Origin of the sequence: Fibrobacter sp. UWB11, from assembly GCF_900143015.1 — a bacterium.
In the GTDB taxonomy this organism is placed as follows: Bacteria; Fibrobacterota; Fibrobacteria; order Fibrobacterales; family Fibrobacteraceae; genus Fibrobacter.
In genome coordinates, this window is sequence record NZ_FSRT01000001.1 from 176,573 (window position 1) to 203,211 (window position 26,639).

Annotated in this window: 19 protein-coding genes and 1 pseudogene; 11 read left to right on the forward strand and 9 right to left on the reverse strand. The window is 44.2% G+C overall.

The features are described 5' to 3' along the window. The first annotated feature begins 8 nt into the window (after window positions 1–8). The 6 genes from BUQ91_RS00890 (at window position 9) to BUQ91_RS00915 (ending at window position 7,748) form a co-directional block, all read left to right on the forward strand. Window positions 9–1,025 carry a glycosyltransferase family protein gene (locus tag BUQ91_RS00890; RefSeq protein WP_254842195.1) on the forward strand — a complete coding sequence of 339 codons (1,017 nt, stop codon included), beginning with the start codon at window positions 9–11 and terminating at the stop codon, window positions 1,023–1,025. Between the two features lie 9 nt (window positions 1,026–1,034). Next, complete coding sequence (locus BUQ91_RS00895; RefSeq protein WP_074207806.1) at window positions 1,035–2,198, forward strand: glycosyltransferase; 1,164 nt, start codon at window positions 1,035–1,037, stop codon at window positions 2,196–2,198. A gap of 135 nt (window positions 2,199–2,333) precedes the next feature. Beyond that, window positions 2,334–3,749, forward strand: coding sequence for a hypothetical protein (locus BUQ91_RS00900; protein ID WP_074207807.1), 1,416 nt, complete (start codon window positions 2,334–2,336; stop codon window positions 3,747–3,749). Between the two features lie 21 nt (window positions 3,750–3,770). Next, window positions 3,771–5,165: a hypothetical protein gene (locus BUQ91_RS00905; protein ID WP_139299662.1), complete on the forward strand. Its 1,395-nt coding sequence runs from the start codon at window positions 3,771–3,773 to the stop codon at window positions 5,163–5,165. A gap of 21 nt (window positions 5,166–5,186) precedes the next feature. Further along, on the forward strand, window positions 5,187–6,128 hold the full coding sequence (locus BUQ91_RS00910; protein WP_074207809.1) for a hypothetical protein: 942 nt from the start codon (window positions 5,187–5,189) through the stop codon (window positions 6,126–6,128). 147 nt (window positions 6,129–6,275) lie between these two features. Beyond that, window positions 6,276–7,748 (forward strand): amidophosphoribosyltransferase, encoded by a 1,473-nt coding sequence (locus tag BUQ91_RS00915; protein ID WP_074207810.1) that lies wholly within the window; start codon window positions 6,276–6,278, stop codon window positions 7,746–7,748. Window positions 7,749–7,860: 112 nt separating this feature from the next. Here BUQ91_RS00915 and BUQ91_RS00920 read toward each other — a convergent pair whose 3' ends face one another. The 5 genes and pseudogenes from BUQ91_RS00920 to BUQ91_RS00945 all read right to left on the reverse strand — a co-directional run. Further along, a complete protein-coding gene (locus BUQ91_RS00920; RefSeq protein WP_074207811.1) occupies window positions 7,861–9,438 on the reverse strand; it encodes a hypothetical protein in 1,578 nt (525 codons plus the stop codon). Window positions 9,439–9,665: 227 nt separating this feature from the next. Beyond that, entirely contained in the window at window positions 9,666–10,172 is a 507-nt protein-coding gene (locus BUQ91_RS00925) for a hypothetical protein (RefSeq protein WP_074207812.1), read from the reverse strand. 169 nt (window positions 10,173–10,341) lie between these two features. Continuing rightward, the gene (locus tag BUQ91_RS00930; RefSeq protein ID WP_074207813.1) at window positions 10,342–11,985 is read right to left on the reverse strand and encodes a hypothetical protein; all 1,644 of its coding nucleotides are present in this window, start codon (window positions 11,983–11,985) and stop codon (window positions 10,342–10,344) included. Window positions 11,986–12,354: 369 nt separating this feature from the next. Beyond that, window positions 12,355–15,117, reverse strand: a complete 2,763-nt coding sequence (locus BUQ91_RS00935; RefSeq protein WP_074207814.1) for a valine--tRNA ligase — start codon at window positions 15,115–15,117, stop codon at window positions 12,355–12,357. Window positions 15,118–15,577: 460 nt separating this feature from the next. Further along, a pseudogene (locus BUQ91_RS00945) lies at window positions 15,578–15,916 on the reverse strand (ORF6N domain-containing protein); the annotation flags it as partial. Between the two features lie 224 nt (window positions 15,917–16,140). On the opposite strand from BUQ91_RS00945, the gene BUQ91_RS00950 reads away from it, so the two are divergent. Together BUQ91_RS00950 and BUQ91_RS00955 are read left to right on the forward strand one after the other, a co-directional pair. Next, the gene (locus BUQ91_RS00950) at window positions 16,141–18,072 is read left to right on the forward strand and encodes an McrB family protein (RefSeq protein WP_074207817.1); all 1,932 of its coding nucleotides are present in this window, start codon (window positions 16,141–16,143) and stop codon (window positions 18,070–18,072) included. 2 nt (window positions 18,073–18,074) lie between these two features. After that, complete coding sequence (locus tag BUQ91_RS00955; RefSeq protein ID WP_074207818.1) at window positions 18,075–19,457, forward strand: McrC family protein; 1,383 nt, start codon at window positions 18,075–18,077, stop codon at window positions 19,455–19,457. Here the strand turns inward: BUQ91_RS00955 and BUQ91_RS00960 are convergent. The 3 genes from BUQ91_RS00960 to BUQ91_RS00970 form a co-directional block, all read right to left on the reverse strand. After that, entirely contained in the window at window positions 19,454–19,984 is a 531-nt protein-coding gene (locus tag BUQ91_RS00960) for a hypothetical protein (protein WP_139299663.1), read from the reverse strand. The two genes, BUQ91_RS00955 and BUQ91_RS00960, sit on opposite strands and share 4 nt — an antisense overlap. Then, on the reverse strand, window positions 19,951–20,133 hold the full coding sequence (locus tag BUQ91_RS00965; protein WP_074207820.1) for a hypothetical protein: 183 nt from the start codon (window positions 20,131–20,133) through the stop codon (window positions 19,951–19,953). The genes BUQ91_RS00960 and BUQ91_RS00965 overlap by 34 nt, the downstream gene beginning before the upstream one ends. Before the next feature lie 238 nt (window positions 20,134–20,371). After that, window positions 20,372–20,683 (reverse strand): YjeF N-terminal domain-containing protein, encoded by a 312-nt coding sequence (locus BUQ91_RS00970; protein WP_074207821.1) that lies wholly within the window; start codon window positions 20,681–20,683, stop codon window positions 20,372–20,374. 446 nt (window positions 20,684–21,129) lie between these two features. Between BUQ91_RS00970 and BUQ91_RS00975 the strand changes: the two genes are divergently transcribed. Together BUQ91_RS00975 and BUQ91_RS00980 are read left to right on the forward strand one after the other, a co-directional pair. Then, on the forward strand, window positions 21,130–21,372 hold the full coding sequence (locus tag BUQ91_RS00975; protein WP_074207822.1) for a hypothetical protein: 243 nt from the start codon (window positions 21,130–21,132) through the stop codon (window positions 21,370–21,372). Beyond that, window positions 21,338–21,673, forward strand: a complete 336-nt coding sequence (locus tag BUQ91_RS00980; RefSeq protein WP_074207823.1) for a CopG family antitoxin — start codon at window positions 21,338–21,340, stop codon at window positions 21,671–21,673. The genes BUQ91_RS00975 and BUQ91_RS00980 overlap by 35 nt, the downstream gene beginning before the upstream one ends. Window positions 21,674–21,729: 56 nt before the next feature. On the opposite strand, the gene BUQ91_RS00985 is transcribed toward BUQ91_RS00980, so the two are convergent. Beyond that, window positions 21,730–23,148, reverse strand: a complete 1,419-nt coding sequence (locus BUQ91_RS00985; RefSeq protein ID WP_083601103.1) for a chloride channel protein — start codon at window positions 23,146–23,148, stop codon at window positions 21,730–21,732. A gap of 201 nt (window positions 23,149–23,349) precedes the next feature. Between BUQ91_RS00985 and BUQ91_RS00990 the strand changes: the two genes are divergently transcribed. Next, window positions 23,350–26,493: a CotH kinase family protein gene (locus tag BUQ91_RS00990; RefSeq protein WP_254842196.1), complete on the forward strand. Its 3,144-nt coding sequence runs from the start codon at window positions 23,350–23,352 to the stop codon at window positions 26,491–26,493. Window positions 26,494–26,639 lie beyond the last annotated feature (146 nt).

Genomic DNA, 26,639 nt, shown 5'->3' on the forward strand with positions numbered 1-26,639 from the left:
GGATGACTATGCCTTCTGTGAAATATCTTTTTGTGTTGACGAGTTCCCCGAAGGACTTTTTTTGCGAACAGACGCTTGTGGCGATTGCTTCGTTGCGTGTCCATAACCCGAATGCGTTTGTGACGCTTTTGACGGACGACAAGACAGCTGAAACTCTGACGGGCCCGCGTGCGGTCTTGAAGGATGCTGTCGATGAACTCAAAGTCTTGACGCTTGATGAAAAGTTCACGCCGATGCTTCGTTCTCGTTACCTCAAGACGGTGATGCGCAATGTGGTCGATGGCGATTTCTTGTACATGGATTCGGACATTGCGATTGTCGATGACCTCTCGATTCCGGACGAATGGCGCGGTGGCATTTATGCCGTGCTCGACTTCCACACGAATCTCTCGAAGGCGATTAACCGCAAGAAGGTCTTGAACAACGCGAAGATGATGGGCTTTTCGCCGATTTTGAACGACGAGATTTTCAATGGGGGCGTGATGTTTGCCGCCGATACGCCGGAAGCCCGCGAGTTCTTCAAGACTTGGCACGAACTTTGGCTTTATTGCGTTTCCAAGAATTTCCCGTATGACATGGCTTCGCTTGCTGAAACCAATTACAAGTTCGGATACGTGACGAAGAAAATGGATGGCGGCTGGAACTGCCAGCTGGCTTATGGCAACCGATTCTTGCCGACGGCGAAGGTGTTGCACTTCTTTGGTTCGCGTATTATCGATACGCGTGGCCGCAAGGTTCCGGAATCGATGAACATCTTTTTGCCGAAGATTTTGCGCAAGGACTTTTATACGAACTTGAAGAACCTCCCTGTGACGGTGAATGCGGACAAGTCCATTCACATCAACGAGTATTACGATGATGTGATTGCGCATGCGAAGGATGCGTTCATGTACCAGACGAACAAGGTTGGCGCTGCGGGAGCTTACATCATCCGCTCTTATGCGTTTGCAAAATCGCTTGCTTGGCTGTACAAGAAAATGCCATTCCTCGTAAAGCCTTTGGAAATCCTGGGCAAGCTTTTCTAGGGGACGTTTATGAATTTGCTTTTTAATCTCGTGGCGGTGCAGCCGATTCACAGTGCAAAGTTTCACGGTGGCGGCAGCTATGGCGAAGTGATTTTCTGGGCGCTTGTGAAACGTAGCGCAAAGTTCAGTTGCGTTTACGATAGCCGCAAATACTTGTCGCCGGATATTCTTGAAGCTTGCGAAAAGTGCGATATTCCGCTTTTTGACATTGCCGAAAAAACGCCGCAGCAGATTATCGACGAAAATGCGATTGATGCGTTCTACACGCCGCTTTATTCGCTCGAAGGCAAATGGCAAATTCAGGTGAAGCGTTTTGTGTTTACGTGGCATGGCGTGCGCGCTCTCGAAATGCAGTACAGCTGGCAAGGCGTTGGCTTTGCGAAAAAGCTTGCTCAAAAGCTCGAAGCGCTTGTGCGTTACCGTGACAGTTGGAAAAAGTATTTCTATGCGCCTAAGTACCGCGATTTGGCGGCCCGCATTGCTGACGGTCGTGCCGAATGCATTACGGTGAGCGAACATAGCCGCGCTTCTATCAAGTCGTTCTTTCCGGAACTTCTGGATAAAGAAATCCCCGTTTTCTATAGCCCGATGCTGGATTACGAACCCGAAGGATTCTTGCCGCCGGGCGTAAAATCGAAAAAATTCTTTTTGCTCACGAGCGGTGCCCGCTGGGAAAAGAACAATTTGCGTGCGGTCAAGGCGTTTGATGAACTTGTAACGATGATGCGTTCGACAAATCACTTGTTTGATATGAAGCTCGTGATTACGGGTGCAACGAATGTGAAAGTTTACCGCAAACATGTTCGCAACAAGGATGCGTTTGTGTTCCTCGGCTATGTAGAATCTAAGGAACTTGAATTCTTGCACAAGAACGCGTATGCGTTTATTTTCCCGAGCTTGAACGAAGGCTTTGGCTACCCGCCGGTGCAGTCGATGCGATATGGCGTGCCAGTTGCTGCAAGCGGTACAACGTCTGTGCCCGAAGTCTGCGAAAATGCGGCACTTTACTTTGACCCGTATTCCGTGAGTGAAATCAAGAATCGCATGATTCAATTGCTGGACTCGGAAATTTATACGATGTACGCGGCTCGCGGTGTTGTACGTTACGGCGAAGTGCATAAACGCCAACAAGAAGACCTCGAAAAAACCGTCGCGTTTGTCCTCGGCGAATAATTTTCGAGGATTGTTCCGCTTACATGTCATCCCGGATTAAGGTTGGTGAGCCTGTCGAACCATTCTGGGATTATCATATACGGTTTTGTCATGCCCGCCTTGTGCGGGCATCTCCTTTTTTTGTAATTTATTCATATGATAAAGAAAATCTGTTTCTTGGTTGTTGCGTTTGTTTTCGCGGTGCTTGCTAATGAAATTCCTGAGCGAGCAAACGCTGAAGGTGGAACGGACCATATTTATTTTAACGGGAAAGAGTGTGGTGTTTTAAATTTTCCACTTAATGAGTTTATTGCTAAACATTATGCGGAGTGGCCGTTTAGACCGTCGAGTGCTCGCCCTATGTACGGAAATCCTCCTTTGTACACGTATTATATTCCAAAAGATGGAGGTGGCTATTTAGCTTATTGGAGCATTCGAGATTCGTCGCTTTATTTGTATAGCGTGACCATAAATTCCAAGTCGCATACAGTGCCTCTTGTTCGCAATTTTTACTATTCAAAGAAAAAAGACAATAGAATTGTTTCGGTAAATATTCCTCCGCAAGAAATTGTATTGAATACATCAGCCGAAAAACGAACTGTAAAAATTCAAAAGAGTGAACCATTATTTGCGAATTTTGTCAGTGATACGATTGAATTTAATTGTGGATGGTCTCACATTTATAAAAGTGTTGTGAGAGAAGGTAAAGTTATTTCGTTGCCTAAAGAATTGTTATATGGAGAAAAACCTCATTCTAAAAAGAGTGATGAAAATCCTATTCCCAAGCCCTATCGCGAGTTTTCGTCTCCTTTTGAAAACTACTATAAAATTTTGGATAGCCTTCGTATCGCGTTAGATGTGAGGAATAGTGAAGAGAAACTTGAACAATTTCGTGTAGATCCGAGGTTTAAATGGTTTGAAAAATTATTTAATATAAATGCAGTAGATTTGGATCATGGTCATCCTTTATATGCTCGTGATGACGATCGTTCTTTCTATGTCTCGCCTAAAGGAAATACTCCTTTTAAAGAAATTCTTATGGGATTAAAACATGATGAAAATCCTATTGAATCGGTCAAATTATTTTTAAGAACGGTTATGGTCATGCAGAAAAATCCTGCGTTCGAGAAATGGTTGCGGTATAAAATACCTCTAATGAATTATTATCATGTTTACCTTGAAAAAAGTGATTCTGTATTAGTTCTTTGGGAACCAATTGATAAAGACATTATTTGGAAAGAAGTTGGCATGAAGGGCGAGTATGTTGGAACGTTAAGCTTTTTTAATTGGGGTACTCATCAGTATGAATTTATTTTAAGCGATAATGGGGACGCCCTTGTGACTTGGGCAGAAATCTCGAAGGATGTGTTGTTTTTTGATATCCCTATTGATGAAAATAATTTGCTTTATAAAAGATTTGGAAAATATGTTGTTGCTGGCATGAAACGGTGCCGTGATTCTCGTATTGATTTCAAGATAACGGAATCTAACAAGAATGCTTTGTTTTGCGACTACCTTATCATCCGTCACGACGGTACAATCGAATACGGCCCGAAATCAGGGGATATGTAAGTTTTGACGAGGATGGTTTTGATGATGAAAAGATTATTGCTTATTGTTGTGGCTCTTGCAAGTGCCGCTTGCGCTATATTTGGGACCATTCCGAAACGAGCTTATATTGAAGGCGGAACGGACCATTTCTATTTCAATGGTGTTCAATGCCGCATTTTGACGTATCCGCTTAATGAATATATCGCCAGGCATTACGCGGAATGGCCGTTTAGGCCTACGGTTAATGATGCTGGAATGTTCTTCGATGCTCCGATGTATATGTATTATAAACCAGAAAATGGTGGTGGTTATTCGGCTTTTTGGAGTATCCATGATTCTTTGCTTTACTTGGATAGTGTGCTTGTAAAATCGTATTCGCGTTCGATTGAAGTTCCGAAGGGGTTTCCTAAAAAAACAGGAGAAGACCCTAGAATTGTTTCGGTAAGTATTCCTCCGCAAGAAATTGTTTTGAATACGTCTGCTGAAAAACGTACCTTCAAACAGCAAAAAGGCGAACCGTTATTTGCTGATTTTGTCAGTGATACAATAGGTTTTGCGTGTGGAGAAAGCAAGCTTTATGAATTTGTTGTCGATAAAGGGCGTGTTTCGTTGATTCGAGATTCTTTGTTTTGGAAACGTTATTATGGCAATAATCTTCTTTATGGATATTTTGATTTTCAGGATTATGATAAAAAAACTCGATATGAAAAAATGCCTAAGCTTTATCGAGAAAACGCAACTCCATTTGCTGCTTATTACAAGGTTTTAGACAGCCTTCGCCAAGAGCTTGATGATGTTGGCAATGAGACGATTCTTGAAACATTCCGTGAGGATCCTAGATTTAAGCGTTTTGAAGATTTCTTTAATATTAAATCGGTAGCTAGCCTTTCGTTTGTCGATACAGCTTTTGCTGTTTCAGTTACAATGAAAGGGGAAACTCCTTTTAAGGAGCTCGTTTTCCATCTTGAGAAGTATGAAAAGTTTTATGATGATCCGATTGAATCGGTCAAGCTTTTCTTAAGAACTTTGATTGCGATTCGTAAAAATCCGTCTTTTGAAAAATGGCTGCGTTATAAAAATAATTTGATGAATTACACAGAGCTTACTTTGGTTAATCATGATTCTTTGGGCTTCTTCCATCCTATTCCAAGAGATTCTGCTTGGAAAGATGTGGGGATGAGGGGTGAATATGTGAGTTCGCTGCAATATGGAGACCGCTATTATGAATTTGCTTTGAGCGATAGTGGTGATGTCCTTGTGACTAATGCTTGGGTGTCGGAAGGTGAAAATTTTTTCAATATAGAAGATGATAGGCCTTTTGTTAGAGGCTACAAACGTCAGGCGGAAATGTCTCAATGGAAAAATCATTTCTTCAATTACATTATCATCCGCAACGATGGGACTGTAGAAATCGGGCCGAGATCGGAATGGTGGTAATATTTGACGTGGGTGGTTTTGATGATAAATAAAATTAGTTTTGTTGTTTGCTTATTACTTGTTTTGGATGTTTATGCTTGTAAAGTCCCTCAGCGTGGTCGTTCTTGTGCGGGTGTGAGGGTTAAGACTTGTTTAGGCATTCATGATAATATAGCTTGTGCTCGGCTTGATCCGAAATTTAAGGATTTTGAAAATTTTTTTGATATTGAAAAAGTAAGAACAGATAGACGGTTAGATGGTCTTTGTGAAGATATCGGGAAAAGTTTTACTTTTGATGTAACGCCTAAAGCTAAAATACCGCTTGAAAGTATAATTTTTAGATTCTATATGGCATTTGCGGATAGCTCGTTTAGGGAATCTCCAATAGATGTAGTAGAATCTTTTAAGAAAATGGTGGCTACGATCCATAAAAATCCATCTTTCGAAAAATGGTTGGAAAGAAATGCTAGGGAGCGTGCTGAGAAAAAAGAGCCTGGTCAATCATTAGTTTATGAAAATATTGCAGTGATAAACAATCAAAAAGATATATATGTTCAGGATTATGGTTGGGAACCTATCGAAAATATTTGGAATAAAATAGGAATGTCTAGTAAATATATTGGTGCGTTAGCATTTTGTAAAACTCCAGATTTTTGTTCTAGAGTTGTACGTTGTGGATTTCCTAAATTTTTGTTGGGGGATAATGGGGACGTTTTCTTTCCCAAAAAATGGAATTTAAAAAAAGAAAATATATTAGATGTTTCTCAAAATGAAATTGCCAGTTACGCTAGCTTGAAACAATACGAGGATCCAAAAACTTCTAAAGGAATTTTATCATATATTGAAGATTTTCTGTGCAATCATTCTCTAGTCTCAGAAGACCGTTGTAAAGAATGGCGCTCAAAATATTATAAGTATTGTAACTACCTCATCATCCGCCACGACGGTTCAATTGAATACGGCCCGAAATCGAGGGATTTGTAAAACCCACATTTTCGTAAGCAAAAAATATGGGCATTTATGGGGGTTGCCTGGCGGTTGAAATAAAAAATTTTCAGGTTTAGTCTTTGCATACGGCGCAAGATTTCTATTTTTGTGTGTGGAAAATCCTTTTCTATCCAGGAGTCTTATATGGGCGGCTTTTGTGGTGTTATTTCCAAAGAAGATTGCGTTTGCGATCTCTTTTACGGAACCGACTACCATTCTCACCTTGGCACTCACCGCGGCGGTATGGCTGTTTTGAAATCGGATGGTGTTTTCCATCGCTCGATTCACAACATCCAGAACACTCCGTTCCGCAGTAAGTTTGAACACGATTTAACACATTTTTCCGGCAAGGTTGGCTTAGGCGTCATCTCTGACACGGACCCGCAGCCGCTCGTCATGACCTCCAAGCTGGGAACATTCGCGATTGTGACTGTTGGCCTCATCACGAACATCGAAGATATTAAGAACGAACTTTTCCGCAACAACTGCATGCAGCTCCAGTTCTCAACGACGAGTGGCATGGTCGGTCCGACCGAAGTTGTTTCAGCGCTTATCGCTACGCAGGATTCAATTATTGACGGTCTCAAGTACGTTCAGGATAAGGTAAAGGGAAGTTGCTCCGTGCTGATTATGGATAGCGCGGGGCGTTTTTATGCGTGCCGCGACAAGTGGGGCCGTACAGCAATCATCCTTGGTAAGAAGGATGGCGCTATGATTGCCTTGCAAGAAAGCTGTGCACTCCCGAACCTTGGTTACGAATACGTTCGTGATCTTGGTCCGGGCGAAGTGGTTGAGCTCACGCCGGATGGCGAAACGGTGCTTGTTCCGCCGCGCAAGAAGATGGCAATTTGTTCGTTCCTCTGGGTGTATTACGGTTACCCGGCATCGAGCTACGAAGGACGTAATGTTGAAATGACTCGCTATCGTTGCGGTTCTGCTCTTGCGAAGCGCACCCCGACTGAAGCCGATGCCGCTTGCGGTATTCCGGATTCCGGCACGTCTCACGCTTTGGGCTATGCTCATGAAGCTGGTATCAAGTTTGCTCGCCCGTTCGTGAAGTACACTCCGACTTGGGCACGTTCCTTTATGCCGCAGGACCAGCGCCAGCGTGAACATGTCGCCTCGATGAAGCTCATCCCGATTCCGGGTCTCATCAAGGACCGTCGCCTCGTTTTCTGCGATGACTCCATCGTTCGCGGAACGCAGCTCGGTAAGCAAGCCCAGAAACTTTATTCGATGGGTTGCAAGGAAACGCACATGCGTATCGCTTGCCCGCCGCTCGTTTATCCGTGCAAGTTCATCAACTTCTCTCGCTCCAAGAATGAATACGACCTCATCACGCGCCGTTACATTCGCGACCAGGAAGGCGAAAATGCTGATTTGGACAAGTATACCGATCCGAATGGCCAGCCGTACAAGGACATGGTCGAATACATCCGCAAGAAGCTGAACCTCACGTCGCTTGCTTTCCAGCGCATTGACGACTTGATCCAGGCTATCGGCCTCCCGGAAGAAGACCTTTGCACTTACTGCTGGACTGGCAAGGACTACGCCGAAACGGGTGACTGCTATCATTGCCCGTGCCATTGCCACGACAAGGAAAAGGATAAGGAATAATCCGCGAATCGGGATGCCGCGGGTGTTCCCGCGCGTTTGATTGAAATTGAAAATCCGACCTCATGCGAGGCCGGATTTTTTTTTCTACATAAGGAGCTATCTATGAATTTTGTTACGGAAGAACATTAGCGTTTGGTGCGCATGTTCCGCCATTGAACGGACCGACGGCTTGGATGTTGAAGTCGTATTGACCCGGATGAGCCTGAATTCTGAATTTGATATTTGCAAGATGCTTGGCGGCTTGTTCACCGGTCAGTTGCAAATCACCCTTGTACCAAGACGGCTGCTTGAAGTTTGACCACGGAATAAACTTCGTAACGCCCGTGGTGCTCTTGGGGAGTGCTACCGCAGGTTGTGCGTAACCAATTGCTGCGTCCAAGGCTTCGCCAAGGCCCATTTCGAGAGTCGGGGCTGCGGTGGACGTGTAGGAGATGCAGATGCCGCCAATAGAAGATGCGTCGACGATATCGGCTTCACCGTTTTTGGTTTCACCGGCCAAGTTAAAGCCTACACCTACATACGGATTGTAAGTCAGGACGCCCTTGTCGAGAACAGCTGTTCCGCAAAGACCATTGCAATGCTCAATGATGGGATCCAGTGCGTCATCGCTGTATTCGTTACCCTGGGGAACTGGCCAAACGATGCGGGATTGTCCGCCATCAACGTCATCGCCATAGCTAAACCAATAACCCGAAGTCAATGAGCCATTGTCGTATCCGGTGTTTATTTGTGCGTAACCTTGATATCCGAACCATGTTTCAAAGTTGTTTTCCGGAGCAGGTCCCGGCGGAATTGTATCAGGTGGGTCGATGACAATTGGATCTACAGGGCCAATAATATCGAGATTGGCCGGAACGCCTGTGCAAGCTCCATTCTTGCCGATTTCCGTAATGTTGAATCGGTAATCGCCCATAGAAGCTTGAAGCTTGAAGCGGAGTGCAACGAGTCTCTTTGCGCCTTCTGTGCCAGAAATCTTATAGTCGCCTTTGTACCAGCTGGGCTGCTTGAAGTTTGACCAAGAGTAGGTCTTTGTCGTGCCTGCAAGACTCTTCGGTATTGTTACGGCCGGATTTGCATAGCCGATTCGACTGTTTGTTGCATCATCGAAAATCATTTCGATTGTCATGGTGGTTTCTGATGCGTACGATATGCAGACACCGTCCATGTCAGAAACATCTGCAGCGACGATATTGCCTCTGGAGTCTTCACCGGCTAAGTTGAAGGCTACACCGGCAAATGGATTGTATGTCATTGTTCCTTTGTTCAACGATGCTGTACCGCAAAGGCCCTTACAGTAATCGACAATGGGCTGCAATGAACCGGAATCGTATTCGTCTCCTTCAGGAACCGGCCAAACGACTCTGGACATTCCGCCATCGACATCGTCAGCGAATGAATACCAGTAACCGGCGGTTTCTGTGTCGGTGCTATGGCCTGTTTCGATTCTTTGATAACCATCTGGTCCGCGCCAGGTTTGGAATGCGGATGGCTGGTTGAAAGAAGATGTCGGCAAAATGGCGCTGGATGATGCCGGTACAAAATGACTGGATGAACTTATCTGTACGTGCGGATCGCCTGGATTGGGGTCTGCCGGAATGAGGTCGTTGATGAGATCGCATGCCGTGAACAGCGTTGAAACTGCGGCTACGCCCAAAATCGAAGCTTTAGGGAATTTTTTGGCTCTTTTCATCAGATTATCCTCCTGTTTGATCGTCTGATGCAAAGAATATATATAACCTAGAACATGAGTGTTATAGGCTGTTAGTTTGTATGATTATTTTGTATGAAATTTGCGCTTCTTTATTATACTACACTTTGTTTCATATAATACAAAATTTTGATAAAAGTGCTTTATAATACACATGTAGGGTGTATAAAATACGATTATTATATTTTTGTGTTAAAAATATTACAATACTAATGACGTGAGGTCTGTTTTTTGTACTTTTCGTAATCCGAAACGTTATCGTCGTTGGTGTAATTGCTTGGCTGTTGGCTGCTTGAACTAAATGTTTTCTTGCTGCTTGAGCTAGAGGCAAATGGCGAGATATCCCATCGTGCGGCGTTCTTTTTGCTTTGGATTCTCTTATCTCGTGCGCTAAGGTATTCGTTGATAGGCACAATTACATCGGCTTCTAAGAAGGATTCTGGACATTTCTTGTATTTTTCGTCGTTGTCTTTGTCAAGAACCGAAAGAATGAATGGAACTTCTCTATAGCCATATTCTTTTGAACCATAAATTACAGAATCTCGCCTTGCAGAGATGACCATCAAATTGCATCTGTGGTCCAGATTATGCTTGAATGTGCATTTATCCGTGAAAGAACATACAATGCCTTCGTTTACGTAAAAATCGTATTTTTCGCCATCGGATGCTTCAATCGTTATAGTTTGCTCGTGATCGGTAAGCATGATTGCAAGCATTGTTACGCAACCTGTTAAGGGTGCGGTCAACGCAATTACGAATAAAAGGCATAGTATTCTTTTGATGGAACTCATATCATCCGCAATATACTAAATCACTATTATGAAAAAATAAAACCGACCCCGTTTGCTGACGGGATCGGCTTTTTTTCAGATGAATGGTTGTATATTACGGATAGCAATAGCCTCTGTTGTACGGGCCGATAGACATGATGTTGAATTTGCCTGCAGAACCGGATTTGCCGTGTGCTAGAAAATGAACTGCGGCAAGTGATTTGGCTGCTTCGGTTCCAGAAATCTTTTTGTCTCCATCGTACCATGATGGCTGCTGGAATTGCGACCATTTCACGTACACCGTGTTGACTTCTTTGCTTGCAGGAACCGAAACGATTGGCAATGCGTAATTCAGTTCTTCGTCTTTTTTATCGCCGAGTCCCATTTGTATATACATGTCATTGTCGGATGTGTACGAAACGCAAACCCCGCCCATGTTTGTTGCATTTACTGTTGTCAGGTAAGCTTTGTTGCTTGCTGGGTCGGTTGCTTCTCCCGCTATAATGATGCCTATTCCTGCAAATGGGTCTTTTTCATCGGGGAATTGGAATTTATCAAGATTGTATTCCGCGCAAATACCCTTACATTCTTCTATAAGCTCCATTCTCCAACTGTCAAAGGAGTCCTCGCTGAAGTTGTCATAAGGCGGGTCTAACGGCCAGGTTATTGATGAGGCGCCATTTTGCTGGTCATCGAAAATGCTGAACCATATACCTGATGTTTTACTCCCGTTATCGTAACCGGTTTTGATTTCGAAATCTCTAGAACCGTGCCAAGTTTGGAATGGGTTTATAGATAGTTGTGCGACGGAATCTACATTTGGTAAAGTTCTGCAACTTCCGTAGCGACCGATAGACATGATGTTCAATTGGTTGGATTTGTCTTGGTTGCCCCTTAGCATAAACATTAGCGAGACGAGGTTCTTGGCCGCATCTACGCCGGTGATTTTCATATTGCCTGTGCCATCTTGTTTGAAATCTTTCCAAGTGAATTCTTTCATGACAGGGGAGGTTGCAGGCGGGAGCGTTACGCGAGGAAAATCGGGTTCGAGAAACGTGTTCGAATTTTCGTCAATGTGCATTTCGAGCGAAATGTCCGAATCGGATGTGTAAACGACACAAATGCCATCTATGTCGGAAACATCAGCGGAATAAAGCTTATCTAGGTCGTCAATGCCAGCAATGTTAAATCCGATGCCTGCGTATAAATTGCTGACATTGTCTCGCTTTTTGAGTGTTTGTGTAACGCTAATAGCGCCGTACTGGTTTATCATTCGCGTAAAGCATTCTTCTGACCAGTCGCAGTCTAGTCTGGTAAAGCCATTCCAAGTGATTGTGGAGCCGTCGCCTTGATATCCTTCGTCGGTTCTTTCAAACCAATAACCGGATGTCTCGAAACCTGCATCGAAACCGGTGTTGACTCGTGATTCTCTGTCTCTGCGTGCGCACCACATGTCGCCGCAAATTGCCTCTTTGGACTGTGTGGCGGGCGATTGCGCGCTAGAGCTCGATTGCGTAGAACATGATTGTGGAATCTGCGAACTAGAGAGAGATTCGCTGCTTGACGAAACCGTAATGTTGCTAGAAGAACCTGCTATAGCATCGGAACTGGAAGATGCAAAAATGTCGCTACTGGATGAACTTGATTCAAATGAGGGCGGTGGGGCGACCGTATCGGAGTCACTGCAAGCGACAAAAGTTACGGATGCAGCGATGACTGCTAATACATACAGTTTGAGAATTTTTTTCGTGTGATGCATAACTATCCTCCAACAACATTTAGATAATATATGTAATTTGGGGCGGAAAAGTGAAGTGTTTTTGCTTCAGGAAAATTATTTTGTCTATATAATACGTCCGGAGCTTTTATAATACGGAATGCATGGATGAAGGGGTGGAGGGGTGCAAAAAAAACAGGCGCTCCATGCGGAGTGCCTGCTTTGAAATGGATTGCCGCGGTTCCTTGCGGAACCACGCAACGACGTGAACTACTTCAGTTCCTTCAATGCCGCTTCGTTTTTGGCAATGATGGGCACTTTTGCTTCGCTCAAGTGCCAAATGCTGGCCTCGGTCATGTGCAAATGAATTTACACGCGACTCTCGGCCTACGCATTTGTCTTGCTGAGAAATTATCGCAGATCCTTCAGGGCTGCTTCGTCCTTGGCGATAATTTCTCTTTGCGTTGCGAGCTTGGTGCGTTCGGCGTTCACGACAGCTTCCGGAGCTCCATTGACGAACTTTTCATTCGACAACTTGCGTTCGATAGAAGCGGCGAATGCCTTGGCCTTTTCGATTTCCTTTTCGAGGCGTGCGATTTCTGCAGCCGGGTCAAGGATACCTTCGAGCGGAATGTAGAGCTCGCCACCCGGCACCACGGAGCTTGCGCTGAACTTCGGCTTTGCAGCCTTCACGGCCACAGAGAACGATTCAAGTCCACCGAGTTCGGTGATGATGGCCTGGCAGTCCTTCACGCTTGCTTCGGTTTCGGCGGTATCGACGCTCACGACAGCCTTGAGCTTGGTAGCCGGGCTTACGTTGTAGCGACCGCGCACGCCACGCACGCTTTCCACGACAGCGAATGCCTGGTTGAAAGCGGCTTCGATCTTGGCGTCGATGAGGCTTGCGTCGGCCTTCGGCCAAGCGCTGTTGATCACGCGTTCAGAACCCGGGAAGAGCGTTGCGTTCAGTTCTTCTGTGATGAACGGCATTACCGGATGCAACAGGTCAATCACGCCGCGGAGCACGTGGCTGAGGATTGCCATAGCGTTCTTCTTTTCGGCGGTGAGCGTTTCGCTGTTGATCACGGCCTTCTTGATTTCCAAGTAGCTAGAGCAGACATCGTCCCAGACAAAGCGGTAGAGGAAGCCGGCGAGTTCAGCAAAGTGGAACTCTTCGAGCATCTTCGTTGCGTCCTGGATGGTGGAGTTCAAGCGAGAGAGAATCCAGCGGTCTTCGAGAGCGAAGATCGAAGAATCCATCGGGAGCATATCCTTGGAAAGTGCGCCAGCCTGTTCCAAGTGCGGGAACAAGAAGCGGCAAGCGTTCCAGAGCTTGTTCGAGAAATTACGACCAATTTCGAACTTTTCGCTCGTGTTGATGACAGAACCATCTTCCTGCTTTTCCTTCTTCACCGGGAGACGAACGTCCTGGTTGTCGGTGCAGAGGCTTGCCATCACGAAACGGAGTGCGTCCGTGCCGTACTTCTTTTCGATATCCATCGGGTCCACGCCATTGCCCTTGGACTTGCTCATGGTCATGCCATTGCCGTCCAAAATCTTCGGGTGGATGTACACCGTGTGGAACGGAACCGTACCCATGTTTTCCTGGCTGAAGAGCACCATGCGGGCGACCCAGAGCGTAATGATGTCGCGGCTCGTCACAAGCACAGAAGTCGGATAGTACTTCTTGAGCGTGTCCGTCTGTTCCGGCCAGCCCATCGTGGAGTGCGGCCAGAGACCACTGGAGAACCACGTGTCGAGCACGTCTTCTTCCTGCACAATCTTGTGACCGGCAACTGCATCTTCGGAGAGGTTTTCTTCTTCGGAGCAGATGAGCCAGATGCCGTTCTGTGCCTTGTAATAGTAAATGTCGTTACGGCCTGCGAAAGCCTTGCTCAAGTCCTCTTCGGTCGTCGTTTCGTCGGCGTGCCAAATAGGAATGCGGTGGCCCCACCAGAGCTGACGGCTGATGCACCAGTCGCGCTTTTCCTTGAGCCAGTCGAGGTACTTGTTTGCATAGCGTTCCGGAATGATTTTGATTTCGCCGCTCGTGACAGCCTTCATCGCGTTGTCGGCGAGAACGTCCATCTTCACGAACCACTGGTCGCTCAAGTACGGTTCAATCACAGTCTTGGAACGGTCGGAGTGACCCACCTGCATTTCGTGGTCTTCGACCTTGATGAGGAGGCCGAGATCTTCGAGACCCTTCACCACGGCGTCGCGTGCGGCCTGACCCTTCATGCCCTGGAATGGACCGGCGTTTTCGTTGAGGCTGCCGTCGTCGTTCATGATGTTGATCATCGGGAGCTTGTGGCGGAGGCCCGTAGCGTAGTCGTTCGGGTCATGTGCCGGAGTCACCTTCACGGAACCCGTACCGAATTCCATGTCGACGAGGATAGCGTCTGCAATCACCGGAATTTCGCGGTTCACGAACGGAACCTTGAGCATCTTGCCGATGAACTGCTTGTAGCGTTCGTCGTTCGGGTGCACAGCGAGAGCCGTATCGCCCATGATCGTTTCCGGACGAGTCGTCGAAACCGGGATAAAGCCCGAACCGTCGGCGAGAGGATACTTGAATGTCCAGAAGTGACCCTTCACAGTTTCGTAATAAATTTCATCGTCTGCCACAGCCGTCTGGAGCTTGGTGTCCCAGTTCACGAGACGCTTGCCGCGGTAGATAAGACCCTTCTTGAAAAGGTTGAAGAATGCGTGGCGGACAGCCTTTGCGCAAACCGGGTCGAGCGTGAAGCGCTGACGGCTCCAGTCGCAGCTGACGCCGAGGCTCTTGAGCTGCTTCGTGATGCGGGCTTCGTATTCGTCCTTCCACTTCCAAATGCGTTCCACGAGGGCGTCGCGGCCAATGTCGTGGCGTGTCTTGTGTTCGTCCTGGAAAAGTCTCTTTTCGACGACAGCCTGCGTGGCAATGCCGGCGTGGTCCGTGCCCGGAATCCAGAGCGTGTCGCGGCCAGTCTTACGGCGATAGCGGACGAGAATGTCCTGCAGCGTGTCGTTCAGAGCGTGGCCGAGGTGCAAAGCACCCGTAACGTTCGGAGGCGGAATGACGACGGAGAACGGTTCACCCTTTCCGCTCGGGGCAAAATCATTATTCTTGTTCCATTGGTCGTGCCAACGGTCTTCTACAATTTTCGGGTTGTAACGTGTTTCCATTTCCATAATGCGCCAAATTTAGAAATTTTGCGTAGGGCGAGTGAAGTGGGTTTGCTTGCAAAACCATTTTTGAGCCCAGCCAAAAGCGCTCGAAGAGCGCCAAAGGCGAATGCCGCGGCAAAAGTGTGCAAGGCGAGAATGCGCAAAAACTTGTTTTTGCATTTGCGAGCCGTAGCCACTGACGTCGTAGACGTCAAAGCAACTTGTTGATTTGTCATGGCTGAGCCGTACTAAATGCGTGCAAATCGAGTGTTGCAAAATCAAGTTAACTTGATTTTGTGACCGAGATGCCGCCGCATGAGATCGAAGTTGTCCAAACCGCTCCAAAGGAGCTGCAATTTGGTAAAATACACTGATTGTCATTCCCGACTTGATCGGGAATCTCCTGTCATTTGCGATAAGTCGGAAAATTTCTAAAAAAGTTGAAAAATGGGCAAATGGGGATTTGAAGCATCTTCTAAGAAAAACCTTGTTCAGTGAATGCGTAGGGAGCGTAAACACGCCCGCCTTTTATACCCTTAACCTGTATCGTGGTCAAAAATTTTGATCTCGATAATTCTGCAAGTTTGTCATTGTTTAACTGAAAGCGAAAATCTTCGGCGAATTCTTCGATATTATTTTTGACTTGCTGATTGAATGCCTTGGTTGTGTCCCCATAAATCTCGGCCAAATCGGCATCGAGCATCACCTTGACTCCGCGAATGGTGTGAATTCGCGATTTGATCAAGGCTTCGTCTATCAAGGAAAAATAAGACTTTTCTGCAACGTAAGATACTTTTGTGGATGATGTTTTCTGCTTATTCATTTTACCTCCGACCACCTACATGCTGAAAAGGTGGACTAAAACGTTTTTGAATTATTTTAATAAATTGTAATGTCATATTGTGACATTTGATGAAATTATGTTAAGAAGTTGGAAAAATATGATTAAGTAGGATATGCGTGGAAGTAAAAAATGTTGCTTTGTTTATAGCCCTTGGCTAGAAAAATGGGTATATTTCGTGGTGTATGAAATTGCAGGAGTTTTAAATGGCTATTCCCGAATTATCTCGAGAAAATATTAATCAGGCGTTGCTGTATATTGATGAAAATGGAGTTCCGCCTGGCTACGGAAGCAAGGCGTATGACTTGATCGTCAATGGAAAAAAGTATCCGCCTAAATATGTTGTTGCTGTTGCCAGACATCTTAAGGATGGTGCTGCTATAGACACTAGTGATTATAATGGCGTTGAGGCGAAGAATTATTTTAAAGCGCGTGGGTATGAAATATTTGTAAAAAAAGAAATTTTGCCAGAAACAAATTATTGGCTGACGGGAACATTCTTTAATAAAAAAGACATGATTGACGATTTTGTTGCCGACTCCTATTGGGAAGGTGGACAGGTTAATAGTTCTGCTATCATGACTTCGATAAAATCTGTAAAAAAAGGGGATGTTCTAATTGCCAAATCAACGACTACAAAAGGACCAAATCATTCGATACCTCTTCTAAAGGTAAAGGCTGTTGGATTGGTTATGTCTGATATGTGGCAGACGGAAGAACCTAATTGGTATAAATGTGATGTTGAATGGATTAAATTGCCGGAGTATAAGGATTATGAGGGGACCGCATATGGAAAGTATCTAGGAACAATGCATCTTTGTAAGGAACAGAATTTGATTGGATTTGCTAAAAAAGTTTTAGGAATCACCGTTATAGATGATTGCTCTTCTTATGTAAATTTGTTAAAGGCGAATCACAACATCATTCTTCATGGTGCTCCAGGAACTGGTAAAACATATCTTGCAAAGAAAATTGCTAAGGCCATGGGATGTGGGGATGATGAAATTGGTTTTGTTCAGTTTCATCAATCGTATGATTATACCGATTTTGTGGAGGGCCTGAGACCTGCAAAAAATCATGAAGATAAAGTTAGTGGCTTTGAGTTAAAAAAAGGTGTGTTTAAAAATTTCTGTGAACAGGCTGAAAAAAATTGGGTTGATAGCAAAAAGACGTCTAATGAATTACAAAGAGAAAAAAGTGTAGATGAGAGAATAGAGACGTTTTTAAATGAAGCCGTTGATTCAAAAAAAGAATTTGAAATTGCGACAGGAAATAAATTTTATGTAGAAAATCTGACGGAGAATTTTATTGAAGTTTCTGTTCCCGCAAATGAAAAGTCAAATGAATTGAACCTAAAAATATCTGAACTAAAGCAGTTGTTGCTTTCTGACAAAGAAATCATCAAAGGGAAAGATGTTCGAGAATTCTTTTCTAGGAAAAGACGACTTCAAGAGGATTCATACATTTTTGCATTATATCAGCAGTTAAAGAGCCTAGATGATAAAAATAATCAAGATGAAAAAATAAAAGTTGATTTGAAAAAATATGTTTTCATTATTGATGAAATTAATCGAGGTGAAATATCTAAGATTTTTGGAGAATTGTTTTTCTCAATTGATCCCGGATATCGAGGTGAAAAAGGACGAATCAAAACACAGTATCAAAATTTAGTGGATGAAGATGAAGTCTTCGCAAAGGGTTTCTTTGTCCCCGAAAATGTCTATATCATTGGTACAATGAATGATATTGACCGTAGTGTAGAAAGTATGGATTTTGCCATGCATCGTAGATTTGCTTTTAAAGAGATAAAGGCTGATGATCGCATTGAAATGCTTACTGATACAGAAAAAGGTCTTGGGGAAAATGCGGAAGAAGCGATTAAACGCATGCAATCGCTGAATAAGGCGATTGAAACAACAGAAGGACTTTCTTCTGCTTATGATGTTGGACCGGCATATTTCTTGAAGTTGAAAAACTATGATGGTGATTTCCAACAGCTTTGGGATTATCATATTGAAGGTGTATTGCGTGAATATTTACGCGGTATAGATGATGATGGCAAAAAGTATGAAAAATTGAAAAATGCATATTTTATAGCGGAATTGAAAGAAGAAAAGGCTGGTAAAACAGAAGAGTAATCGTGAATTTCATTTCGTTAAAAGATAATACGCTAAATCAGGAATTTTCAGTAGGAAAGCCTTTCGATAGTGTTCGGAAGGCTTTGGATAGTGTTGCTGGCAAAAATCTAAAATCGTTGGCAGACAAGGATTTTAAATTCATTATTTATCCACCTTTTTTGAAAGAATTAGATGTGAAATGTAGTGATGTTATTTTTGATGTAGATTATTCAGATTTATCGAAGCCTAAAATTACAACCGGCAATATAATGGGCTTTGTTTGTCTTGATGACGATATTCGTGTCAATATAACATCACGATTTGATTCTGGTAACAAAAATTATTTTTTGCATTATATGTTGCAAAGAATATGCAATGTTGTTTATACGCCACAAACGGATGCTGGAGATGATTCTTTTTTTGATTTCTTGTATTATTTATTTCCCAATTTTTTAAATGAGGCTCTTAAACAAGGCGTCTTTCGTGCGTATGTAAATCGTGTGTATAATGATGCGAATGTTCGTGGTCCCATAGATGTTTCTCGGCATGTTCGCTATAATATTCCGTTCAATGGGAAAATTGCTTATCACACACGTGAATATACTACAGATAACTATGTAACGCAATTGGTACGTCATACGATAGAATACATTCGTTTGCTTTCGTGTGGAAAGTCTGTTTTGGATGGGAACGTTTCTTCTAAAACATCTGACAATATAAGGGCTATTGATTTTGCAACGCCGACTTATAATAGAAAAGATCGTCAGTATGTCATATCCAAAAATCTTCGCCCGATAACACATCCTTATTATACGGCATATGAACCTCTTCGTAGAATTTGCCTTGCTATTTTGATGCACAATAAATTGAGCTACGGAGAGAATTCAACTAGCCAAATAAACGGAATATTATTTGATGGCGCGTGTTTGTGGGAAGAATATTTGAATACAGTGCTTGTGAATAAATTTAAAGATAGCTTGATTCATCCTAATAATCGAACAGGATTTGGTGTTCAATATTTATTTAAGGATGATGGTTGTCAAAAAATCCGCAGGATTTATCCGGATTTCCTGATTGATGGTAATGTAAAAGACGGAATGATTGATTCTGCGACTGCTATAATTGATGCTAAGTACAAGCGTCTTGATGAAAAAATTGATCGAGATGATGTTTTTCAGATTCTTGCTTATTTATTTCGATTTAAATCGAAACAAGGGTTCTTGATTCATCCAGTTGAATGTTGCAAAGCATGTGAGCCTAAAAATATGACTCTCTATAATGATGATTCCGTCAAGCTTACGATAGTTCCCTTTGTTGTGCCAAAAACTTCAGGCTCGTTTGAAGAATTTTGTGTGGCGATGAAGAATGCTGAAGAAAAAATGCAAGAAAAATTGAAATTGATTTAGATTTTCTTTTTTGCTTTATTTTCTTTATGGTAATTCTTTATGGCGTCAGATAATAAGAAATTATCTATATCACGCGGAGATAAGGTAATCTGTAGATTTTCTTCAAGCAATGTTTTTAATTCTAGAACTCTGCAAACGAAATCCCCATATTCCTTATCAAATTTATCAGGTTGCAAATTGTTTAGGATGCTTTTGTCTGGTCGTTCAACAAATTTATGAATTCCATCCCTTGCTCGGCTGTCGTAAATAAAAACCTTTTCAGGACAATGAAAATGTAGGTATTTTGAAGCTAAAGACCTTTTTTCTAAATGAGAGATTTTGTTGAATGTCTTTGTTAAAAATTTGTGTGTGTATAATAAATTGGTAAAATTTTCTGATGCAGACAGGGACAACTCTTCTATTTTTTTATCGAGTTCTTTGCTTATCCTTTTCATTTCAGGAGCTACTATATCAAAATAAAAGTCTCCTGTCTTTCTTCCATCTTTTCGTCGTTCTATTGCAGCAGCGTAGCTTCGCCAATAAGCCAAATTTTTCCGACAACAATATTTGAATTGTTGTGTTTAGGATTTTCTTTGCACATTTTGTAGAGGATGCTGTTGCCAAATTCCCAATCTTTTTTCTTTGTGGCTACAAAATGTTTATACAAATCAAGAACTTTACTTTCATCTTTTATCATATTTCGAGCCTCTTTGGACAACGCTGAATGCTATATGAATATATATAATGTTTTTGACTTAATTCGTTATTTAAGTTAATTGGTCGTTGTATTTTAAGTAGTTTAGCTGTTTCGGGGTGATGTTAGAATATGCTTGTAATGGAATTGAAAACCACCCAATCGCTACCCAATCACTACCCAATAAAGTGAAAAAAATTTTAAGGGCTATCAAAAAAAACGCCAGCCACTTCAAGGTTATCTAATTATCTTCTAGTACATCGTCTTCCTGTTTTTTCAATTCCTCATCTAATTGTTTTTGATACCATTCAGCTTCCTTCGAATTTATGCATTTGATGTATTGAATGTAGTTGCGATAGTCTTCTTCGGCAAAGTCACCACCAAAACCAAAAATTCCGTCAAAGATAGTATCAGCGTAATGATCTAAAATATTTAGGTCTTTTTCATGGCGAAACATTAACCGATAAAGCATTGCTGCGGCTTGGTCGTGCTGCGTGGCAACAAGTTCATTTTGATTTTTGATAGACTCGATAAAGTCTTCAGGTAATTCCATAATTTGTGTCCTTTTTGCTTAAAATCTATATCCATGTATTTTATGCATCAAGGTCTTGAACTGCGGACGTTTTTTGTGGAAAGTTATATTCCTTGACGTCGCTATCCCGTTTATATATATTACTCCTGTAATTCGATAATCCCTGTGACAGTCGGCATAGACCTAATGGTCCGTACGTGCATCCGCGATGGGGCCCATCAACCTTCTTGTTGATGTTGTTGGATAGCTGGTAGGAACACGACCTACTCATGTGCACTCGCAAAAGTGCCTAGTAATGCCGAGGAAAACCCTCGCCAATAGCATTGCAAGATTATCCGATTTTCTACGCGGGAAGTAGAAAATTTCTCAAAAAAGTAATGTTGCAACAAATGGAACTGAGTCCTTTGTTGTATTGTAATATGTATTGACAATAGTATATACATTTTCTATAATAGTGAAGGTAATAAATGAATATTACAAGACACGCTTTTGAGCGGATGCTTGAAAGGAATTTTACCGTAGAAATGCTTGGAAAATTTTTACGGCAAAAAAGGTTAAGATGGAGTCCTACAGAAAAAGACGGTGTGTCAAAAATTACTGCTGAAGTTGATAATCAATTTTGGACATTAATTGTAACTGACGATTTGAAAACTTTAATCACCATAAGGAGAGCTCATGAAGACGAGGTGCAAGATGCAAAAGAAGGTTAAGTTGCCCAAGGGCTTTAAGCTGGTGAAGGATATTTATCCTAAGGCGGTTATTGAGGAACTGGAAAATGATACCAGTGTGAAAAATTCGATGACGATTACCGGAGGCCATGAGTCGGAAACTCTTGAAGAATCCATAGCGCGAGTTAAGCGTGCGATTGCAGAATCCAAGGAAGAAAAGAAAATGTATTCCATAAGGCTCAAGGTGAAAACTGTAGAGGCTATTAAGCGTAAGGCTGCCGAGGCAGGCATCCCGTATCAGACTTATGTGAATGTTTTATTGGACAATGCGGCTTTGGCCTAAAAATTCCCCATAAAAAATGCCCCGCTTAGGCGGGGCGCTTTTGCATAGGCTTCTCTTTAAATCTTAATCCTAATCTTTTTCTGCTTATAAATCGATTGCCCGCCGTTGCAGATATAGGCGACTGTGCAGACGATGAAAAATGCGGGGAGGCAATTGAATCCGAAGATTTCACCGGCGATGAGGATGGGCGCCCAGAGTGTGTTGCTTGCGCTTGCAAAAACGGCGGCAAAGCCGAGGGCTGCGGCGAGGGCGGCTGGCATTCCGAACATACTTGCAATGAATACGCCAAACGTAGCGCCGATGGCGAAAAGCGGGGTGACGACACCGCCGATAAATCCGGCGGAGAGCGTGAGGATTGTGAGTGCAAATTTCAGAATCCAGTCATATCCGGCAATCCCGGCGGCACTCCCCGTAGCATTCCCGGCGGCAGTTCCTACAACATTCGCGGCATCCCCAATCAAGTCTGCATTTCCGGCAATTCCAAAACACATGTCCAACAAGTTTGTTCCAAGTCCGGCGTAACGTCCCTGGAAGAATACGAGTAAAAGTGCACTTAAACCCACACCCATAATTGCAATTCTCTTAATGCTATTGGAAAATTTTTTCGCGAAGAAATCTTGCGAGAGTCCAAGCAGCTTTGCAAATCCGCCGCCGACAATTCCGAAGAGCACTCCCATCAGCGCGAGCTTCACAATGAACTTTCCGTCGAGCGTTCCTTCGTTTGTGAATACGCTTGCCGAGAATCCGCTTGCATCAAGGAGCGAATTCAAGTCAACGCTGAACTTGTGGAATCCGAGCATGCTCGAAACTTTGCATGCGGTAAATGCTGCGGCTGCAGCGGGCAACAAGGCCGTAAGTTCCATATGTCCGACGAGCAAGACTTCCAAGGCGAATGCGGTTGCTGCCATGGGTGTCTGGAAAATTCCGGCGAAGCCTGCGGCAAGTCCTGTGACGAGCATGATATGCGCTGAATTTTCAAATGGTAATTTCTTACTTATGTTGTACGAAAGTGCGGAGCCGATTTGCATAGCGGCCCCTTCACGACCTGCGCTTCCGCCGAAGAGTTGCGTAAGCCAAGTGCTCACTGCGGCCATCGGGATTGCTACCAATGGAAAGTCGGATTCTTTGTTGAGTCCAACGGCGAAAACTTGGTCCATGCCGCGTTCTGTCCAACGTCCCCATTTCTTGTACGCAAATGCAATTGCTGCTCCGCCGAGAGCGAGTGCGGGAATGAAGTACAGCGGGTTTGCATCGCGGATTGCAGAAAGCCTGTCGCTGATGTCTCCGAAGCATGCGGTGAGCGCACCGATGATTGCTCCGAGTGTGATTCCAATCACCACAAATGTCGGGGTCGCAAGCCACTTTGTAATTTTTTCTTTAATACGAGCCTTTGCCATCTTCATCATCTGTTCTTTCATCTCGGGACTGAACTGATTGAACTGTTGACTCGCCTTGCTGAAGTCGCTGAAATTCATGTAAAATCCTGCTTTTGTTAAAATTTTTTCACGACAAAAATAGTAAAATGGAACGTCTTGTCCCGCTTTTTTCTGTGTTGTCAAATGCTCAATTCTTTTACAACGCGTATCCAAAAAAAGAATGACTTGCTTTGCTCTTCAATGTATAATTAAGCAAAGGGTTGGCTTGTGGTGTATCGCTAAAAATATAAGGGAATCGAAATGAATCATTTTTCGAAAGCAGCGCTTTGTGGGATCGGTTTTGGTTTGATGTTCTCCGCTTGCGGTGACTCGAACGATACTAATTTTAGCCCGATGGGACCTGGCAATGGTGAAGTCAGCTCCGATTCTAATGTAGGCTATCAAGCAGGATTTTCTAGCTCGTCGGCTGGATATTTGCCGGGATTGTCTTCGGTGGTAATTCCAGGAAGTTCTGCAGGAATTCCTGTTGGTTCTTCGGGATCGTCTCCTGTGATTCCGACTTCTTCGGGCAACGTGATTGTTGGCTCTTCGAGCTCTTTTGCGCTTCCGCAGAGTTCTAGCGTTCAAGAGGTGATTCCTCAATACCAGGGCAACAGCCCAGTTTTTCTCTCTGAGATTTCACCGACGAATGCAAACTTCAAGGACAATGACGGTAACGATCCGGGATGGGTTGAATTTTACAACTCGTCAGATGCTCCTGTAAGTTTGAAGGGCTTTTCTCTTACGGATGATTTGACAAATTCGCGTCGCTGGGTTTTTGGAAACGTAACGGTCCCGGCCAAGAGTTACATGATTGTGTTCCTTTCGGGCAAGGATTATGCTGATTACGTTTTGCCGTCGGATTCACTTAACTTGATGGGGTCTGATTGCAGTTCTGAATCTGCTGCTGGTAGCACGGGTGGCTTCAACTTCCCGGGAATGGGCGGTGATTGGGGCGGTGGTATGCCTGGCATGGGAGGCAATCCTGGTGGAAATCCTGGTACTGGCGGAAATACTTCTGGCAACAATGTTCAAAATCTTCAAGGCAAGTCATCTCTTTGCTTTAGCGAAGGCGGAGCTCAGCAAATTGGTGCCGTAATGAAGGTGGCTCAGGGCGGTTCTTATTCCCGCGTTGTGGTCAAGTCTAATAATGCATCGAAACTCAGCAAGGCCAATCAGATTGTTGTTCGCGGATTCATCACCAAGAATCACAAGATTCGCGTGAACTTTAAAGAAGGCGAAGAACTCAGCAATTGGACTGGCAAGAATCTTCGCGGTACGGGCGATTTGTCGTCGGTGTATTACGTTCGTTTAGACGACAATGCAAAGGACTTGAATCGCAATAAAATATCGGCAATGACTTTTGCCACTGAAACCCAGGGCAGCGAATCAACAACTATTCAGATTACATCGGTGGTTGCTCGCAACCGTGGACACGAACCGCATGCGTCGTTCAAGATTGATAAGGATGGAGGCTCGTTGTACTTTGTGAATGCCGAAAATGCAATTCTTGATTCTGTGCGCTTTGGTGCTGTTCCGACGAATGCTTCTTGGTCTCGTGATGGCGCAGGTAAGTGGGGCTTTGCTTTGCCGTCGCCTTATGGCAATACGCTTGGCGAAGTTTATGCAGAACAAGTGCAAGTGGCCGAAGTAAATATTCCACCTTCTGGATTCTATTCTTCTGCAGTGACGGCTACGTTCCCAGCAGGCACGCGTTGCGAACAGGGCGGTGCAGAACCGACTGCAAATTCTCCGGTGGTACAGACAACGTTGTCGATTAACGCTACAACAGTTTTGCGTTGCCGTACTTATGCCACGGGCTCTTACCCGAGCGAAGAAATCAATCGTACGTATGTTTTTGAACAGCAACCGTCGCTTGCTACAATCTTTGTGACGACTGATCCGCTTTCGATGTTCAGCCCTGATTCTGGCCTTTACATGACGGGTAATGGTGCTGCAATGATGGACCCGAAGAAGGGTGCAAATTTCTGGAGCAACCGTGAACTCCCTGTGTATATCGAGATGTTTGAACCGGGTAAGCCGAAAACGCCTGCGTTTGGCATCAAGGGCGATTACAAGATTACAGGGCAGTATAGCCGTGCAAAAGAAAAGAAGTCGTTTGCAATTACCTTGCGCGAAGAATATGGCGACAAACGCCTGAAATACACCTTGTTCCCGGATTATCCGGAACTCAAGAAGTTCAAGGCTATCTCGTTCAGAAACTTCGGTAACAACAGCGGTGACGATTATTTGCGCGATCGCTTGGGCACTTCGATGACGGAAGGTCTCGGTGTGGATTACCAGCGTGGCCGTTATGTTATCGTGTATTACAATGGCAAGTATTATGGCATCCATGACATGCGCGAACGCAACAATGAATACTATTACGAAACCAAGTACGGCTATGACCCGAACGATATAGACCTTGTCGCTACCACGTCGAGTGGCACCAATGAAGCTGCTGCAGGTTCTGCCGCTGATTACAAGGCTATGATTGATTGGCTGCAAAGTAATAGCTTGACATCTGATGCGAACTATAAAAAGATTGCAGACCAGGTTGACGTTGATAACTTCATGAACTATATGCAGGCCGAAATGTTCCTGAATAACAGTGACTGGCCGCATAACAACTTGAAAAAGTGGCGTGTCGCAAGCCAGAAGACCAAGTGGAAATGGTTCATGTACGATGTGGACTTTGGCTTTGGCGTGTCTTACAATACCCAGAATGGCAACGTGTTCAGCTATGTGACAAACGCTAGCGGTACGCAGGGCATGGGTGGCATGAACTTCCCTGGTATGGGCGGCGATTTCCCGGGCATGGGTGGTGGCAACTGGGGCGGTGGCTTTGGTGGCCAGCAACCGCAAATGGCTGCAGCAAACGGCGGTATTTCGGAACATACAATTCTTATCAGTCGCTTGCTTGAAAATGCAAACTTCAAGAATGCATTTATCAACCGCTTTAGCGTGCTCCTCTCGATGAACTTCTCTGCTGAAAGACTCCTCAAGCGCATTAACGATTTGCAGTCTCAGGTGGAATCCGAAATGGCTCGTGATCAGCAATTCTGGAGCTATAACGCATCTTCGATGAGCAACAATTTGCAGACTATAAAGAGTTTCGCTCAGTCGCGTCAGGCTACGGTTCGTGAGCAGATGGTAACGTACTTCTCGCTGGGCTCGCCTGTCGAAATGACTCTTGCCTCGCAGGGCTCGGGAACAATTCTCGTGGACGGCCTCGCATTGGATCAGTCTTCGATGAAGTTGACGTTCTACACGGGCGTACCTGTAACGCTTACGGCTCAAGCATCTTCTGGTGGCGTGTTCACCGGCTGGAGCGATGGCGTGACCGATGTGACCCGCAAGGTGAACCCAGGCGAAGTGACATCGCTGAGCGCTGTGTTTAGATAAAATTGATTGACGATTGAATATGCCCGGCTTATCGCCGGGCATTTTGTCTGAAAACAAAAACGGCTAAACGGTTATTCCGTTTAGCTGTTTTTTGATTTACTGGATATTTCGTGGCGTAGCCACAAAGTATGACGTGTTGCGGGCAA